Source organism: Marinobacter sp. CP1 (assembly GCF_001266795.1).
In the GTDB taxonomy this organism is placed as follows: Bacteria; Pseudomonadota; Gammaproteobacteria; order Pseudomonadales; family Oleiphilaceae; genus Marinobacter; species Marinobacter flavimaris.
In genome coordinates this window covers 4,391,040-4,407,107 of the sequence record NZ_CP011929.1, presented here as the reverse complement: position 1 = coordinate 4,407,107, position 16,068 = coordinate 4,391,040, and the positions used below count along the sequence as shown (strand labels likewise).

16 protein-coding genes are annotated in these 16,068 nt (G+C 57.8%); 14 read left to right on the top strand and 2 right to left on the bottom strand.

The features are described 5' to 3' along the window. The first annotated feature begins 126 nt into the window (after window positions 1–126). From ACP86_RS20330 to ACP86_RS20310, 5 genes are read left to right on the top strand one after another with little or no spacing between them, the layout of a single operon-like run. Window positions 127–612 (top strand): PaaI family thioesterase, encoded by a 486-nt coding sequence (locus ACP86_RS20330; protein ID WP_053115259.1) that lies wholly within the window; start codon window positions 127–129, stop codon window positions 610–612. Beyond that, entirely contained in the window at window positions 609–1,100 is a 492-nt protein-coding gene (locus ACP86_RS20325; RefSeq protein ID WP_008170315.1) for a PaaI family thioesterase, read from the top strand. Before ACP86_RS20330 ends, ACP86_RS20325 begins: the two co-directional genes overlap by 4 nt. After that, window positions 1,090–1,992, top strand: a complete 903-nt coding sequence (locus tag ACP86_RS20320) for an alpha/beta fold hydrolase (RefSeq protein WP_053115258.1) — start codon at window positions 1,090–1,092, stop codon at window positions 1,990–1,992. The genes ACP86_RS20325 and ACP86_RS20320 overlap by 11 nt, the downstream gene beginning before the upstream one ends. A 37-nt stretch (window positions 1,993–2,029) precedes the next feature. Beyond that, window positions 2,030–3,082 carry an efflux RND transporter periplasmic adaptor subunit gene (locus ACP86_RS20315; RefSeq protein ID WP_053115257.1) on the top strand — a complete coding sequence of 351 codons (1,053 nt, stop codon included), beginning with the start codon at window positions 2,030–2,032 and terminating at the stop codon, window positions 3,080–3,082. Next, window positions 3,079–6,117, top strand: a complete 3,039-nt coding sequence (locus ACP86_RS20310; RefSeq protein WP_053115256.1) for an efflux RND transporter permease subunit — start codon at window positions 3,079–3,081, stop codon at window positions 6,115–6,117. The genes ACP86_RS20315 and ACP86_RS20310 overlap by 4 nt, the downstream gene beginning before the upstream one ends. A 246-nt stretch (window positions 6,118–6,363) precedes the next feature. On the opposite strand, the gene ACP86_RS20305 is transcribed toward ACP86_RS20310, so the two are convergent. Continuing rightward, window positions 6,364–7,140: an enoyl-CoA hydratase gene (locus ACP86_RS20305; protein ID WP_053115255.1), complete on the bottom strand. Its 777-nt coding sequence runs from the start codon at window positions 7,138–7,140 to the stop codon at window positions 6,364–6,366. A 210-nt stretch (window positions 7,141–7,350) separates the two neighbouring features. Here ACP86_RS20305 and ACP86_RS20300 point away from each other — a divergent pair, with 210 nt between their 5' ends. From ACP86_RS20300 to ACP86_RS20280, 5 genes are all read left to right on the top strand, one after another. Further along, window positions 7,351–9,015: an AMP-binding protein gene (locus ACP86_RS20300; RefSeq protein ID WP_053115254.1), complete on the top strand. Its 1,665-nt coding sequence runs from the start codon at window positions 7,351–7,353 to the stop codon at window positions 9,013–9,015. 36 nt (window positions 9,016–9,051) lie between these two features. Further along, window positions 9,052–9,819 (top strand): SDR family NAD(P)-dependent oxidoreductase, encoded by a 768-nt coding sequence (locus tag ACP86_RS20295; RefSeq protein WP_053115253.1) that lies wholly within the window; start codon window positions 9,052–9,054, stop codon window positions 9,817–9,819. A 32-nt stretch (window positions 9,820–9,851) separates the two neighbouring features. Further along, window positions 9,852–10,634: an enoyl-CoA hydratase-related protein gene (locus ACP86_RS20290; protein ID WP_053115252.1), complete on the top strand. Its 783-nt coding sequence runs from the start codon at window positions 9,852–9,854 to the stop codon at window positions 10,632–10,634. A 56-nt stretch (window positions 10,635–10,690) separates the two neighbouring features. Continuing rightward, a complete protein-coding gene (gene aliB / locus ACP86_RS20285; protein ID WP_053115251.1) occupies window positions 10,691–11,830 on the top strand; it encodes a cyclohexanecarboxyl-CoA dehydrogenase in 1,140 nt (379 codons plus the stop codon). 83 nt (window positions 11,831–11,913) lie between these two features. After that, on the top strand, window positions 11,914–12,411 hold the full coding sequence (locus tag ACP86_RS20280; RefSeq protein ID WP_053115250.1) for a MarR family winged helix-turn-helix transcriptional regulator: 498 nt from the start codon (window positions 11,914–11,916) through the stop codon (window positions 12,409–12,411). A gap of 262 nt (window positions 12,412–12,673) precedes the next feature. On the opposite strand, the gene ACP86_RS23760 is transcribed toward ACP86_RS20280, so the two are convergent. After that, the gene (locus ACP86_RS23760; RefSeq protein ID WP_158499473.1) at window positions 12,674–12,985 is read right to left on the bottom strand and encodes a GGDEF domain-containing protein; all 312 of its coding nucleotides are present in this window, start codon (window positions 12,983–12,985) and stop codon (window positions 12,674–12,676) included. Between the two features lie 162 nt (window positions 12,986–13,147). Between ACP86_RS23760 and ACP86_RS22890 the strand changes: the two genes are divergently transcribed. The 4 genes from ACP86_RS22890 (at window position 13,148) to ACP86_RS20265 (ending at window position 16,029) form a co-directional block, all read left to right on the top strand. Further along, a complete protein-coding gene (locus ACP86_RS22890; RefSeq protein WP_041336255.1) occupies window positions 13,148–13,429 on the top strand; it encodes a carboxypeptidase-like regulatory domain-containing protein in 282 nt (93 codons plus the stop codon). A gap of 9 nt (window positions 13,430–13,438) precedes the next feature. Further along, window positions 13,439–13,786 carry a carboxypeptidase-like regulatory domain-containing protein gene (locus tag ACP86_RS22810; protein ID WP_075195142.1) on the top strand — a complete coding sequence of 116 codons (348 nt, stop codon included), beginning with the start codon at window positions 13,439–13,441 and terminating at the stop codon, window positions 13,784–13,786. 324 nt (window positions 13,787–14,110) lie between these two features. Further along, window positions 14,111–14,344, top strand: coding sequence for an acetyl-CoA hydrolase/transferase C-terminal domain-containing protein (locus tag ACP86_RS22350; RefSeq protein ID WP_225316959.1), 234 nt, complete (start codon window positions 14,111–14,113; stop codon window positions 14,342–14,344). 107 nt (window positions 14,345–14,451) lie between these two features. After that, on the top strand, window positions 14,452–16,029 hold the full coding sequence (locus tag ACP86_RS20265; protein WP_053115248.1) for a hypothetical protein: 1,578 nt from the start codon (window positions 14,452–14,454) through the stop codon (window positions 16,027–16,029). The last annotated feature ends 39 nt before the right edge of the window (window positions 16,030–16,068 follow it).

Below are 16,068 nucleotides of genomic sequence, written 5' to 3'. Positions count from 1 at the left end.
TTAACCAACCAAAATCCAGCAACAATGTTATTCGGAAGAAACTGACATGGCAATGACCTATGACAATCAGCTGTTTCCCGCCACTTCCGCCCCTGTGCGAAATGCAAACCGGGGTGGGCAGATCTGATGACGGAGTCGAACAGAGCTCAGCACAGTGACGCTGTGACGACGGCGTGGCAGTTCACCGAACAGGTTCCCCACGGCAGGGATCTGGGTATGCAGGTTGTCTCTGTCGATAAGGGCCAGGTCTGTATGCGTCTGACCCCGCAGCCATGGATGTTCGCCGAAGAGGATACACAAGAAATCTGCACCAGCGTGCTCTACTCGCTGGCCGACTCCGCCGGAGGCTTGGCGGTATTCGCGGGGGCCCTGGAGTTGATGCCCATTGCCACGCTGGATCTGCGCATGGATTATCTGCGGCCCGCCATCGGCGACCGTGCCCTCTTGGCGGTGGCCACCTGTCGTCATTTAACGGACGAGGTCGCGTTCATCCATTGCGACATCCTCAGCGAGAGCGATAGTGCACTGTTAGCGACGGCAAACGCCACCTTCATGCGCAACACCCAGGGCCAGCGATTCCAGGCCGGTGGACGAAAAAAGGAGGGCGCATGAGCACGACCGGCGATTCGGCACAACCCATCTCAGGCCCTACCGAAAGCGGGAAAGAATGTTCCGACTGGCAGGCTCTGCTGGAGCGCATTCCCTACGCACGGCACCTTGGGCTTGAGGTTCAACGCGACGATGTAGGTCTAGTGGTTCATATGCCGTGTCGTGAAGCGCTCATTGGCAACTTTATGCTACCCGCCCTCCATGGCGGCGTGCTTGGCGCCCTGATCGAACTCACCGCGCGGGTCGCTGCGCAAAGCCAGGATACCGACAAACGTTGCCCACGCATTCTCGACAGCCACATTAACTACCTCCGCTCCGCGCAGGCCCGATCGACGTTCGCCAGCGCCGAAATTGTCCGGCAAGGCAGGCGGAGCAGCCTGGTCCGGGTGACCTGCTGGCAGGGCGATAAGCGCAAACCGATCGCCAGCGGTCAGGTTCAGTTGTTGCTCCCGACAATGGCGGCCAAAGAAGCAGATCTTCATGAACAATAAGCACAACAACCCTGAACGCGACCAATTCCAGGCGCCGGATGGCGCGGAGATCGCACTGTGGCGCTGGCCGCAATCCAAAGCGCGCCCCACGGTGCACTGGGCGCATGCCACGGGTTTCCATGGCCGCCTGTACCGCCCCCTCCTTGATGAGCTTGCCACGGACGTCAATGTCCTGGCCTGGGACATGCGGGGGCACGGGGCCAGCGCCGGTGCGGCGAACTTTTCGACATTCCGGGGCTGGGAAACCTACTATCGCGACATGATCGCTCTGCTGGATAGCCTGGACGAGCCGGTCTGGCTCGCCGGCCATTCCATCGGTGCCACCACCAGCATCATGGCCGCTGCCCGACGGCCAGACAAAGTGCTGGGCCTGATTCTGGCGGAACCCGTAATCATGGATCCGGGGCAGGGCCTGAAGCTGTGGCTGGCCAAGCTGCTACGCCAGTCACATCGGTTGTCACTGGCCGCCGGAGCCGCACGTCGGCGCAGGGTATTCGACTCGCACGCTGCTGCACTGGACAACTATCGGGGCCGCGGTGGCTTCAAGACCTGGCCCGAAGCATGGCTGGAAGCCTACATCCAACACGCCTTCGAACCGCAGGAAGATCAAGTTCAATTGGCGTGTGCGCCGGAGTGGGAGAGCACCACTTTTGCCCATACCGAACACAACCCCTGGCCCGGTATTCGTCAGTTGCGGTGCCCGGTTATCGCGCTGGCGGCGGAACGCGGGTCAACCTTCTCGCCGGCGGCGCGAAAACGCCTGCAGACCCTGCTGCCCCGGGCTGACGTCATGGTTCTTGAAGGTACGACCCACTTCCTGCCCATGGAGCAGAACGAAACCGTTCGCGATGCCATCCTGCAACTTGCTTTGTCCGGACACCGCGAGAACTGATACCCACACCTTGATTTTGCTAATCGGGACACCTGCCATGCGCTGTATGCTGACACTGTTTATCTCGCTGCTCATTCTGTCTGGTTGTCAGCAGTCTTCGGAACCGCCCCCAGAGGCCCGCGCCCCTATCCCCTGGGTAAAAACAGTTGAACTAAAGGACGCCGGCCCAACAGCGCACAGATTTTCAGGAACCCTGCGAGGCCGCCACGAAGTTCCTCAGGCCTTTCAGATCGCCGGTCGGATTCAACATCGTTACATTGATGCCGGTCAACGCGTGGAAAAAGGCGACTTACTGTTCAAACTCGATACACGAGACCTTGTAGCAACGGCGGAGGGAGCCGCGGCGGATCTGAAGCGTGCAGAAGCGGCCCTGGCAATTACCACCAATGAGCTCCAGCGCCAGCAGCAACTTGTGGGGCGTCAGTTTGTCAGCGAACAAACCCTGCAACGCCTTGAATTGGCAGAGCGTGAGGCGCGCAGCCAGGTGCAAACGGCTTCTGCACGCAATCAGCAGGCTCAGAATGCCCTGGGGTATGCGGAACTAAAAGCCGCTAATGCGGGCGTGGTCACTGAGGTCATCGTTGAACCCGGCCAGGTTGTGAGTGTCGGTCAAACCCTTGCCGTTCTGGCCGAAGATCAATCGCTGGAAGTCGAGGTTTTTTTACCAGAGGGCAGTAACCCGCCCAGGCGCGGTTATGTTCCTTTGCCCACTGGCGAACAGCTTGCTGTGAGCCTGAGAGAGATTGCCGGGGCTGCCGACCCCGCAAGCCGGAGCTGGCGTGCCCGATACAGCCTGGAGGGGCCCTACCCCTCATCTTTAACCCTGGGTTCGGTGGTGAGTGTCCGGTTAGCACAGAAGCAAACCGCGCCCAGCCATCGCGTACCGCTGGGTGCCCTCGATGAGAGAGGGCAAACGCCGCAGGTCTGGTTGGTCTCCGATGGCACGGTGAAGCCCCTTGCGGTCGAGGTGATCGATCTGGGTGAAGAGTATGCGCAGATCAAGGCCGATATCAACGCGGGAACGCCCATCGTCGCGTTGGGGACACACCTGCTCACGCCTGGCATGGCGGTGCGGGAGCTGGCTCAATGAGCTTACCGAATCTTTCCGCGCTGGCAGTGCGCGAGCGTTCGGTCACCCTCTTTTTTCTTTTGCTGTCCGTTGTTGCCGGTTTCTACGCGTTCTCCTCCCTGGGTCGGGCGGAAGACCCTGCGTTCACCGTCCGGGCGATGGTGGTTTCTGTCGTCTGGCCAGGAGCAACCCCCGAGGTGCTGCAGAATCAGGTCGTGGATCGTCTGGAAAAGCGAGTTCAGGAGGTGGCGTATACCGATACCATTGAAACAACCATCCGGCCCGGGCAGGCCGCCATGCTTATCCGATTCCAGGATTCTACGCCCAGCGAAAAAGTGCCGGACCTCTTCTATCAAGTCCGCAAACGCATGCTCGATGAGAGGCCCAATCTGCCCCGGGGTGTGATCGGCCCCATCGTCAACGATGATTTCGCGGATGTGTATTTCTCCCTGCTGGCGCTGACGGCACCCGGGATGCCAATGCGTGAACTGACCCGAGAGGCAGAATCGATACGGGATCGCTTGCAACGGCTGCCCGGCTTGCAAAAAGCACAGCTCCTGGCGGAGCGTCCTGAGCGGGTGTATCTCGAATTTGATCAGGACCGGCTCAACAACCTCGGTTTGTCGGCAGAAGAGGTGTTGCAGGCGATAGAGGCCAACAACCGTCTTCAGCCTCTTGGCTTTGTTGATCTTGCCGGCCCGCGGGTTTATGTCCGCAGCAACATCGACCTGTCTGACCTTGAGCGCCTCACCTCAGTACCTCTGCGTATCGGAGACCAGCTTATCACCGTGTCTGATCTGGCCGAGGTGCGTTTAGGTTATGAAGATCCTTTGAGCTACATCGTCCGCTCCAACGGTGAGGATGCGATCCTGTTAGGTGTCGTCATGCGCGCGGGTGAAAATGGCCTGGAGTTTGGTGAGCGGCTGCGCGAGTTTGTCAGTGCCGAACAGGGCAGGCTGCCGCTGGGAATGTCAATACAGACCCTGACCGATCAGGCGGAAGCCATCACTCAGGCGGTTGATCTTTTTCAGGTCAAGTTTCTGGTTGCGTTGGTCGTCGTGATGGGGGTCAGCATACTGGCGATCGGTCTGCGCGCGGGTTTGGTGGTGGGCATTGCGATTCCTGTGACCCTCGGCCTGACCTTTTTGTTGATGAAAATGGCGGGCATAAACCTGGACCGCATCACCCTGGGTGCGTTGATTATCGCACTGGGCCTGTTAGTGGACGATGCGATCATCGCCATTGAAATGATGATTGTGAAGATGGAGAGTGGCTGGGACCGGGTACGGGCAGCCAGTCATGCCTGGAGCGTAACCGCCGCGCCCATGCTGTTTGGAACGCTGGTGACGGTGGCCGGATTTGTCCCCATCGGATTTGCCCAGTCCGGGGTGGGGGAATACACCGGCAACATCTTCTGGGTGCTGGCTTTTTCGTTGTTGATTTCCTGGGTGGTGGCGGTAACCTTTACGCCTTATCTGGGCGTCAAACTCTTGCCCGATTACACCGGGCATACGGGCCAGGACCTCTACCAAAGCGCGTTTTATCAGCGGTTGCGCGGGGTGATCACAGCGTGTGTACAGTACCGGAAAACCGTCGTTTTTATCACAGTGGGTTTGCTGGCGATCAGTGCTTTCGGGATGGCAACCCAGGTGCAGAAGCAATTTTTTCCCAGTTCTGATCGCCCCGAAGTTCTGATCAGTGTCTATGCTCCGCAGGGGAGCGCTATTGCCACCACGGATCAAAGTGTCAGACGCCTGGAAGCGATTCTGATGGACATACCGGAGGTGAAAAGCCTTTCCGCTTACATCGGTGCCGGTGCACCCCGATTCTTCGTATCGGCAAACCCCGAGCAGCCGGACCCGGCATTTGCCAAGTTGATTGCCATTGGGCAGGACGTTGAAGGGCGCGATCGCATCATCTCGGCGCTGGAAGCCAGAATCGCGGCGGGTGAATTTCCGGAGGCGCGGGTACGGGTAACGCGTTTGCTGTACGGCCCCCCGGTGGTCTGGCCGGTCAGTTTTCGTGTGCTGGGTCCGGAAGCCGATCAGCTCAGAGAGATCGCGCACCAGATCCGGACTCTCATGACCGGGCATGCGAATATCGTCATGCCGCATCTCGAATGGGATGAGCGCGTGCCCACTCTCTATCTTGATATGGACCCGGAAAACCTGGGTTGGATGGGCCTGACCCCGGCGGAAGTTGCCCGGCAACTGCAGTTCCAACTCCGCGGAGTGGCCGTCACCGAACTGCGCCAGGGCATAAGGAGCGTTCAACTGGTGGCGCGTAATGCACGTGGCGAAGTGATCATGCCGGAAGATCTTGAGATCAAAACCCGCGACGGCCGCAAACTTTCCGTACAGCAACTGGGCAAGTGGCAGGTTCGTTACGAGGACCCCGTCATAAAGCGTTACAACCGTGACCCCTTCCTGGCCGTTCAGGCCGATGTAGAAGGTGCCCAGCCACCGGATGTCACCAAGGAAATCTGGAGTGCGATGACAGCCCTGCGTGAACAGTTGCCGGAGGGTTACCGTATTGAAATCGGCGGTACGGTGGAACAATCAGCCAAAGCCAATGCTTCAATCCAGACATTACAACCGGTGATGTTGGCGTTGATGCTGATCTTCATCATGCTTCAGATGCGTTCATTTATCGGCACATTGACTGTTCTGGCCACCGCGCCACTGGGGCTGATTGGGGCTGTGCTGGCTTTGCTGCTGTTTAATCAACCCTTTGGCTTTACCGCGCTGCTGGGGCTGATTGGCCTGGGCGGCATCCTGATGCGAAATACCATGATTCTGACGCAGCAGGTGCAGGACAACTTCAAAGCAGGAATGGCTGCCCGGGAAGCGGTTATCGAGGCGGCAGTCCAGCGTGCCCGGCCCGTGGTGCTCACCGCCCTGGCGGCCGTTCTGGCGTTTGTACCTCTGACCTTTGACCTGTTCTGGGGGCCGTTGGCTTATGTCCTTATCGGTGGCGTGGCGGTCGGCACTCTGATCACGCTATTGTTTGTCCCGGCGCTTTATGCCCTCTGGTTTCGCCTAAAGAACGAATACTGAGGAAAGCCGGCTACGTGAGTGCGGACAAGTGCCCTGTCACGCAGTCACCGATCTGCAGATCGAGGGTGTTTTTTGCCTGCATTGCTTGTTGGTGCAGATCCTTTAACCAATCTGCGCCTACTGGGCACCCTGGAGCCTGGCGTAAATCTGCGTCTGGAGCAGGAGCGGATTTCGTTTACGGCCTTGCGGGAGAGGTGAAATAAATAGCCATAGCCGCGCCTGGGCATGTGTGGGTTAACGGTTCTGTTACCGGTGCTGCCACCGGGGCTGACGTTTCTCGAGAAAGGCGGTCATGCCCTCGTTGCGGTCTTCGGAGGCAAAGCTGGACCACAGCAGACGGCGCTCGTACTCGATGCCCGCTCTCAGGGGAGTCTCGAACGCCTGGTTAACCGCATCCTTGTTGATCATGGTCGCCATCTGCGAGTAGCCGGCGATCTCGGCCGCGACCGCGAGGGCCGTCTCGAGCAGATCGTCAGCCGGCACCACCCGGCTGACCAGACCACTGCGTTCGGCTTCCTGCGCATCCATCACCCGACCCGTCAGGCACAGGTCCATGGTCTTAGCCTTACCGATGGCCCGGGCCAGTCGCTGGGTTCCTCCAGCTCCAGGCAGGGTGCCGATCTTCACTTCCGGCTGGCCGAAACGGGCGTTATCGGCGGCGATCAAGAGGTCGCACATCATCGCCAGCTCACAGCCACCGCCGAGTGCCAGGCCGGCCACCGCGGCAATCACCGGTTTGCGGCATCGGGTCACGGTTTCCCAGTTAGCGGAGATGAAGCGCTCCCGGTAAGCCCGGGAAAAGTCCAGGGCGTGGACTTCGGAAATGTCTGCGCCGGCGGCAAAGGCTTTCTCGTTGCCGGTAATGACAATCGCGCGAATGGCGTTATCTGCTTCCAGGGCTTCCAGAGCGGACGTCAATTCGTTCATCAAAGCGTTGTTCAAAGCGTTGTACACTGCTGGCCGGTTGAGCCGGACGAGAGCCACCGCCTTGTGCCTTTCAAGCAATATGTTGCTGTACTCCATAACCACCTCTACTAATATCTGCTTTCTTATTACTTTTTATAGAAATCTATATCGTTGATTACGTCGATTTTAAAGGCTACACCCGAGCATTTTTTAACGCAACATGTTGACATATTAATTTGCGAAGGCGTATGTTGAAGCGGACAAGGTAATGACCTGCTTTTGTGGTCAGGTCACCCAACAACAAACCAGACACAACAGGTGACTCAGATGGATACAGGCATCACTCTCAATCCGCAACGCCGTGCCGCCATGATCGAAAGCGGCGCCTGGACCGACAAGCTTATTACCGACTATCTGGATCAGGCAATAGCCAGCACCCCGGACCGGGAAGCCATCGTCGGCTACCAGGTCACCAGCGACACGCGCGGCGCCCTCACCTATCGCGAACTCAATGACAGGGTCACCCGCATGGCCACAGGCCTGGCGGCCATGGGTATTGACAAAGGCGACCTGGTGGCCTGCCAGTTGCCAAACTGGTGGCAGACCACCGCCCTGCATCTGGCCTGCATCCGAATCGGTGCCATTCTCAACCCGCTGATGCCCATCTTCCGGGAGCGGGAACTGCGCTTCATGCTCAAACATGGCGAGGCCAAACTTCTGGTGATTCCAAAGATCTTCCGTGGCTTTGACTACGAGGCCATGATTGACGGTATTCGCGGAGAGCTGCCGAACCTCGAAACACTGCTGGTCATCGAGGGCGAGGGGGAACGCAGTTTTGAGCAACGCCTGATGGAGACGCCCTGGGAAGAAAAGCAGGACACCAAAGCCCTGTTTGCCGAGCGCCAGCTCAGCGCCGATGATGCGGTCCAGATCCTCTACACCTCCGGCACCACTGGCGAGCCCAAGGGGGTTGTACATACCTCAAATACGTTGCTCTCGAACGTCAGGGCCTTCTCCGACCGGTTGCACCTGACCTCAAATGACAAAATACTGATGGCCTCCCCGGTGGCCCACCAGACCGGCTTCACATACGGCATACTCGTGCCCATCTATCTGGGCACCACCTCCATACTTCAGGACATCTGGGACGCAGAATACGTCTGCAACGTAATTGCCGCCGAGAAACCGGCTTTCACTATGGCGGCGACACCGTTCCTGGCCGACCTGGTGAAAACAGCTCCCAAGCACGAGGGTGAACTGGATTCCCTGAGGATCTTCGTCTCCGCCGGCGCACCGATCCCCAGCGCCGTTGTGGAACAGGCCGGGAAGGTATTGAATGCAAAAATTGTTTCAGCCTGGGGCATGACCGAAAACGGCGCGGTCACCACGACCTGCCCGGAGGATCCCGACGAGCGAGCCAGCCAATCCGACGGTAAGGCCCTGACCTACACGGAAGTGAAAGTCACCGACTTCCAGGGCAACGAACTGCCTGCCGGAGAAGAAGGCAGCCTGCTCGTCCGCGGCTCCAGCCTGTTTGTCGGCTACCTCAAGCGACCCGAACTCTATGGCGTGGACGAAGGCGGCTGGTTCAACACCGGCGACCTCGCGCGCGTGGACAAGGACGGCTACATCCGCATCACCGGCCGCACCAAGGATGTGGTGATCCGTGGCGGCGAGAACATCCCCGTGGTTGAGGTGGAGAACCTGCTCTACAAGTTCCCCGGCATTGCCGATGTGGCTTTGGTGGGTTGCCCGGACGAGCGCCTGGGTGAGCGCCTGTGTGCCTACGTCACCCTCGACGAGAACGCCACCGACCTGACCCTCGACGAGCTCAAGAGCTACCTGACCAAACAGCAGCTTTCCAAGAGCTATCTGCCGGAATACCTGGAAGTGATCGAGGCCATGCCCCGCACCGCCTCCGGCAAGATCCAGAAATTCAAACTGCGGGAACAGGCGAAAGAAGTGCGCCTGGAACCGGCCAAACGCGCCTGACCCGACCCATTACTCTGAGCAACAGGAGAACAACCCATGAAAGGCCTTAACGGAAAAACAGTCATTGTTACCGGTGGTGGTGGCGGCATCGGCCGCGCCGTATCGCTGCGCTTTGCCGAAGAAGGCAGCCTGGTTGCAGTTCTGGACCGTGACGAAGCCACAGCCCAGGCCACCGTGGACCTGATCACCGAAGCCGGTGGCAAGGCCCGCGCCTACGCCGCCGATATCACCGATTATGCGGCCATTACCGAGACGGTGGCGGCCATCGAAAACGATCTGGGCGTACCCACGGTGCTGGTGAACAACGCCGGTTTCGACCGCTTCATGCCATTCCTGAAAACCGAGCCCAAGCTCTGGGACCAGCTGATTGCGGTGAATCTCACCGGTGCCCTGAACATGCATCACGTGGTGCTGCCAAAGATGATCGCCGCCGGTGGTGGCAAGGTTATTAACGTGGCCTCCGACGCGGCCCGGGTGGGCTCCTCCGGCGAATCCGTCTACGCCGCCTGCAAGGCCGGCCTGGTGGGCTTCAGCAAGACCGTGGCACGGGAACTGGCCACCAAGAACGTGTGCCTGAACGTGGTCTGTCCCGGCCCCACCGACACCGCACTGCTCAAGGGCGTGGCGGAAACCGCCCCGAACCCGGAGAAGCTGCTGGAAGCCTTCCGTAACGCCGTGCCCATGAAGCGCCTGGCCCAGCCGGAAGACTACCCCGGCATCATCGCCCTGCTCGCCAGTGACGACGCCAACTTCATTACCGGCCAGGTGATCAGCGTGTCCGGTGGCCTGACCATGGCCGGCTAAGCCACCCATTACATGATTTAGGAGAATCCATCATGAATTACGAAGACATCCTGTACGACGAAACCAACGGTGTCGCCACCATCACCATCAATCGCCCGGACCGTTACAACGCCTTCCGCGGCCAGACCTGCATGGAGCTGCTGGACGCCTTCAACCGCGCCGGCTGGAACAAGGACATCGGCGTCATCGTATTCACCGGCGCTGGTGAAAAAGCCTTCTGCACCGGCGGCGACCAGGGCGCCCACGAAGGCCAGTACGACGGCCGCGGTCTGATTGGCCTGCCCGTGGAAGAGCTGCAACGCACCATCCGGGAAGTACCCAAGCCGGTGATCGCCCGGGTCAACGGTTTCGCCATCGGCGGCGGCCACGTGCTGCACGTGATTTGTGATCTGAGCATTGCCTCGGAAACCGCCGTCTTTGGCCAGGTCGGCCCGAAAGTCGGCTCGGTGGATCCCGGCTTCGGCACCGCTTACCTGGCGCGGGTTGTCGGTGAAAAGCGCGCCCGGGAAATCTGGTACCTGTGCCGCAAGTACAGTGCGCAGCAGGCACTGGATTGGGGCCTGGTTAACGCCGTGGTTCCGCCGGAGCAGCTGGATGAGGAAGTGCAGAAGTGGTGTGAGGAAATCCTTGAGAAGAGCCCCACCGCTCTCACCATCGCCAAGCGCTCGTTCAACGCCGACAGCGACAACATTGCCGGCATCGGTGCCCTTGGGATGCAGGCATTGAGCCTGTATTACGACACCGACGAGTCCAAAGAAGGCGTGAACGCCTTCAAGGAAAAGCGCAAGCCGGACTTCCGGAAATTCTACAAGTAAGCGGACCGACCCGGTGGCCACCCGTCACCGGGTCACAGACGCTCCCGGAGAACACCATGAATTTCGCATTTAATGAAGAACAGAACGCGATCCGCGACGTTGTGGCCCGCTTCAGCGCCGAGGTGCTGGCTCCGGGCTACCGCAAACGGGATCAGGAAGGCGTCATCGAAAAGGATGTCATCCGCCAGCTCGGCGAGATGGGACTGCTTGGTGGCGAACTGCCCGAAAAGTTCGGCGGCAGCGGCATGGACTGTGTTACCAGTGGCCTGATCATCGAGGAAATCTCCAAAGGGGATTTCAACGTCGGCTACATCCCCCTGCTGACTTCCCTGAACGGCCAGATCATTGCCAGCCACGCGGCCCCAGACCTGGCGAAGGAGTGGCTGCACGGCATGACCACCGGCCAGAAAGTTGCCTGCATCGCCCTCACCGAGCCCCACGGCGGTTCCGACGCGGCCAACCTGCGCCTGAAGGCGGAGAAGAAGGGCGCCGTGTACGTGCTTAACGGCGAGAAGACCTCCATCTCCATGGCCGACCAGGCCGACGTGGCGGTGGTCTTCGCCCGCACCGGCACCGTGGAGCAGCGGGCCTCCGGCATCAGCGCCTTCCTGGTGCCCATGAACAGTCCGGGCATCACCACCACCCGGTTTGAAGACAACGGCCAGCGCGCCATTGGCCGTGGCTCCATCTTCTTCGACAACGTGGAAGTACCTGCCCACAACATGATGGGCGACGAAGGCAAGGGCTTCAAACAGGTGATGCAGGGCTTCGACTACAGCCGCGCGCTGATCGGCCTGCAGTGCCTGGCGGTGGCCCAGCAATCCCTGGATGAAACCTGGCAGTGGCTGACCGAGCGCAAAGCCTTCGGCCAGAACCTGTCAGCCTTCCAGGGCCTGACCCATCCGCTGGCCGAATACCAGACCTTCGTTCATGCCGCGCGCATGCAGTGTTACCATGCGCTCTGGCTCAAGGACAACAACCTGCCCCACAACGCCGAAGCCGCCATGAACAAATGGTGGGGGCCCAAGCTTTCCTTCGATGTGGTAAAACAGTGCCTGCTGGCCCACGGCCACACCGGCTGGGGTGAAGACCTGCCCTTTGCCCAGCGGTTGCGGGATGTCCTTGGCCTGCAGATAGGTGACGGTACCGCGCAGATCATGAAGAACATCATCGCCCGCGAATACCTGCCGAAGTGATGCACCCCATATCCTCTGCGATTCGGGGTGCCGAAGACAGTCTGCCTTGGCCGGAAAACCATGGCAGAACCAAAGGAGCACAAATGATCGTCAACGAATCCGGAGGCATTCCCAACCGCCTGTTCTTTCGTCTGTTCCAGACTGGAAACATTCTGCAGCGTCAGGTTCAGAATGAGATGGGCATTAGCGCTGTACAGTGGGCAGTGCTTGGAGCTCTATCGCGGGAGGGGTTTGAGGACGGAACTTCGTTCAACCAGCTCAAAGAATATCTATACGTCAGTCGCCAAAACCTGGATGGTGTTCTGAAGCGAATGGAGAGAGATGGCCACGTTGTCCGGATACCGGATCCCCAAGACCGCCGAGCTCGACTGGTGGTACTTACCGAATCTGGTCGGACTTTCTGGAATCGACTGCAGGACACTATTGCCGAGTTTTACAAACAGGCCATGCAGGGGATGAGTTTTGATGACGGCGTCAGCTTGCTTCACCTTCTGAAGAAGCTTCAGCATGGACTTAGTGACGTTTCGCTGAAATCGACCATCCCGGAGCACAATGATACTGAGAATCTCGACGCCGAATGACGCCTAACTCAGCAGCTTGGTCATGGAAGTAGCTGGCGGCTTTACAGAAACGTACGCATTGCAGCCCTGTTCTTGCCAGACCGCTTCACGAGGTACATGGTTTCATCAGCTACCATGAGGGGCTTTATCGACTCGACCGGGTGTTTCATTGAAGGTGACCACGCCAAGTGAAAACGTCAACGGCCAGTCATTCTTCTTCATCTTGTTCTCCAAGGTCTCGACCAGGCGCGGGATAAACTTCCTGGCCGCGTCGAAATCCGTATCAGGAAGCAACACCGCAAATTCGTCGCACCGATGCGTGCTGGGAAATTGCCGCTACGAAGGCCAGACCTGAGGGTATCCCCCACGTCTTTGAGCACTTTGCCCCCCCCTCTGCGTGGCCGTAGTCATGGTTAATCGGCTTGAAATTATCCAGATCAATACTGATTAGCGTGAAATGTCGACCGTATTGAGAAAGTCGCTCGATGGAGCGTTCAAGCTCTGCTCGAAAGCTCCGAATGTTAGCAATCGACGTAAGGGGATCTGTCCGGGCAAGCGGTCGCTCCTGATCCAGTTCGTTCCGTAGCCTGGTCACAAGGTATCGCTGCTCGGACACATCCTGACAAATCGCCGGAGTGTAACTACCGCAGGCCAACGTAATCTGCCTCAGAATAATAACGATGGCGAAGCGTGTCCCGTCCCCTCGCACAGCCTCCAACGCAGAATTTGTAATCCGTGACTCCTTCTCTGGAGTTTCGTGGAAATTGCCAGCGTCAGCAAGAGAAACGGAAAGTTTGTTGAAGAAGGTTATGCAGCCGTATTCATCTCCGAAGCTGAACGAGTTATCTCCATCATTTCTGGCGAATTCGAACCAGAAACAATGATGATAAATGGTGGCGTGTTTGGCCTTAACGATAAGGCACCTGTGAGTGGCGCAACCGTTGACGTCGGTTTCATTGAATCGGGATCGACTTTTACAACATCCACCGATAACGATGGTCTTTTTTCGATTGGGGATCTGACGGAAGCTGGGCTTTAGGTTGTTGATGTGACAACGGTTGATGGTGAAACAGGCACCGCGCAAGGCAGCTTGCTTGAAACTGAAAATACATCTTCTGTGCTCGTTACTGTAAACCTCGCTGGTAGTGGTGCAATCTATGGCACAGTTTATGACGAAGCCGGACTCCCTGTTCCCTCCGCTCTCGTAACAGCAATCTTTCCTGATACAGACAGGAAGTACTCGGCAATATCGACAAGCGACGGATCATTTGCACTGACAAATGTGCATGGTGATGGAACCCTGATTCTCGTTGGTATCAACAACGACACTGGTGAAAGCGGTTCTGCCACTGGAGTTCTATCGAGCTTCGCCTCCCAGATCACGCGCAACGTGTGACAATAGCTGCTCCTCAAACAGTCAATGCCGAGTTCCTGAACACAGGGTTCGAAAATGGCTTAGAAGGCTGGTCTACAGAAGGCTCAGTGACCATCGTCGATCGAAACCTCATGTTCACAACCCCCGACTCTGGCAACTAAGGGAGAATTACGATATGGATATTATGAGCAAAGCAACGCCAAAGTTGGGCGTCGTTATCTCTTGCACTGCAATTATACTTCTCAGCGGTGCACAAAATGCAGCTGCAAATGGCTGCCTGACCCTGACCCCCGTAATAGGTCCACCCAGAGTTGGAAAAATCCGGCCAGAAACGTTTGGTCGTTCGTGGCCCTTCGCTCGACGGCGCAAGGCGGAAGCGTCAGCCGTGTCGTGCCAAAGCTACGGGGCGGCACGGTGACGGACCCCAGGAACGACGTTCATATGGTCGTAACGGAACATGGTTGCGTGAATCTTAAAGGCCTTTCGATTCCGCAAAGAGCCAGAGAACTTATTAATATCGCAGATCCGGAATTTCGAGAAAGCCTGGAACACGACGCCAAGACGATAGGATTGCTATAAAACCTGGCGGTCAGAAACACAGGCATATAGATGAGCTACAGGTTTAACCAGATCTTAATGGTTGCAGGCTAGAGTCTGAGGTTCAATTCAACGAAGAGTAGTTCCCTATGTCTGGCGATTCTTCCCTGTTAGTCGAAAAATTATGGCGATTAAAACGTCGCATTGATAAGGGCGCCTGCCCCGGCGTCGAATTCGTTCATCTGAATACGCTTCTCAGAGAACCCGCTTATCGTGCGGATGTACTCAGGCGGGTTGAGCTGTCAGGTAAGCCGGAACTTCAGGCCCTGGCCAAAGAGATACAGCTTAGCGACAACGGCCAGCCGCTCATGGCGAAAGAAACTACTGCCCGCTTTGAAGCAACAGAAGAACCTCGTACTGCGCAAAAGAGCTGGTTGCGACGCAACTCTCTCATCGTTTTCCCGGTCTTGGCCATTGGTTCGGCGGCAGTCGGGTTCACTGCATTTGAAGACCGTTCTGTACGCGTTGATTCTGACATTCTGGTTGATACCACCTGGGAATCCGGCAAACGGTACATCCTTGAGAAAACCATCTATGTTGAGAACTCCAACCTCAACATAGAACCCGGTGTTACCGTCGAAGGCGAACATGGATCAGCGCTTGTCGTGACCGCAAATTCGAAGCTTTTTTCCCGAGGTTCAGCAGACAAGCCAATAGTGTTTACCAGTGCCCAGACTGAGGGCAACCGATCGCGTGGCGATTGGGGCGGCGTTGTTCTGCTTGGCAACGCACCGGCGAATCAGCCCGAAGCCTCCATCGAGGGGCTTCCCGAGGGTGAAACCCGAGGTGCATTTGGCGGCACTGACGCCGAAGATTCCTGTGGGGTTGTGGAATTTACCCGAATCGAATTTGCTGGTTTCGAGGTTTTCAAGGATAACGAGCTCAACGGCCTGACGCTGGGCGGGTGTGGCAACAGCACGATTGTCAGAAATGTTCAGGTCCACCGGTCTCTCGACGATGGCATTGAAATGTTTGGCGGCAATGTCGATCTCAAGAACATCGTCATCACTGGTGCAGGAGACGACAGCATCGACTGGGATTGGGGCTGGACCGGAAATGTCCAATTCGCAGTAATCCAGCAGCATCCAGATGCCGGCGACAACGCCTTCGAGGGTGATAACAACGGTAACGACCACGAAGCCCTTCCCCGCTCAGAACCCACCTTCTACAACGTCACACTCGTGGGTGGCGGCAACAGCCAGAAGAAACACCGCGGCATGGTGCTTCGGGAAGGTTCAGGTGGCCATTTTCACAATATGTTGATCGACAGCTACGCAATTGAGGCTATTGATACTCGGGATAACGTGCTCTCGGTTATCAATCGCGGCCGACTGACGTTTGGTAACAACCTCTTGGCCAACCTAGGGCATTTAGGAAGGGTCACCCAAGAGTCCGGCAAGGATGACGACGACTTCGGCTTCAGCGAGCAAGCCTGGATGGAAGAACCACAGAATAACAATGTATTCCGTGTCGAAACTGCGTTGTTCCCTAACGCCAAAGACCTCACCAATCCGGTTTTCATGCCTAGGGTGCAACTGCGGCAAATGAACGCAACACGCCCACCACAAAGCGAATTCTTTGATGAGTCGGCTAACTTTGTAGGTGCTGTGAGCCCGGTATCTGCCCAAAGCTGGCTCGACGGCTGGACGGACTTTCCCGCAAATTAACCATCAGACCAGCTTCACGGGCCACGGAAGGCCCTTCTG

What these genes read in the sequence shown, in the direction of transcription:
- ACP86_RS20330 (WP_053115259.1), top strand. Translation starts at nt 127, where the DNA reads ATGACGGAGTCGAACAGAGCTCAGCACAGTGACGCTGTGACGACGGCG.
- ACP86_RS20325 (WP_008170315.1), top strand. Translation starts at nt 609, where the DNA reads ATGAGCACGACCGGCGATTCGGCACAACCCATCTCAGGCCCTACCGAA.
- ACP86_RS20320 (WP_053115258.1), top strand. Translation starts at nt 1,090, where the DNA reads ATGAACAATAAGCACAACAACCCTGAACGCGACCAATTCCAGGCGCCG.
- ACP86_RS20315 (WP_053115257.1), top strand. Translation starts at nt 2,030, where the DNA reads ATGCGCTGTATGCTGACACTGTTTATCTCGCTGCTCATTCTGTCTGGT.
- ACP86_RS20310 (WP_053115256.1), top strand. Translation starts at nt 3,079, where the DNA reads ATGAGCTTACCGAATCTTTCCGCGCTGGCAGTGCGCGAGCGTTCGGTC.
- ACP86_RS20305 (WP_053115255.1), bottom strand. Translation starts at nt 7,140, where the DNA reads ATGGAGTACAGCAACATATTGCTTGAAAGGCACAAGGCGGTGGCTCTC.
- ACP86_RS20300 (WP_053115254.1), top strand. Translation starts at nt 7,351, where the DNA reads ATGGATACAGGCATCACTCTCAATCCGCAACGCCGTGCCGCCATGATC.
- ACP86_RS20295 (WP_053115253.1), top strand. Translation starts at nt 9,052, where the DNA reads ATGAAAGGCCTTAACGGAAAAACAGTCATTGTTACCGGTGGTGGTGGC.
- ACP86_RS20290 (WP_053115252.1), top strand. Translation starts at nt 9,852, where the DNA reads ATGAATTACGAAGACATCCTGTACGACGAAACCAACGGTGTCGCCACC.
- aliB (WP_053115251.1), top strand. Translation starts at nt 10,691, where the DNA reads ATGAATTTCGCATTTAATGAAGAACAGAACGCGATCCGCGACGTTGTG.
- ACP86_RS20280 (WP_053115250.1), top strand. Translation starts at nt 11,914, where the DNA reads ATGATCGTCAACGAATCCGGAGGCATTCCCAACCGCCTGTTCTTTCGT.
- ACP86_RS20265 (WP_053115248.1), top strand. Translation starts at nt 14,452, where the DNA reads ATGTCTGGCGATTCTTCCCTGTTAGTCGAAAAATTATGGCGATTAAAA.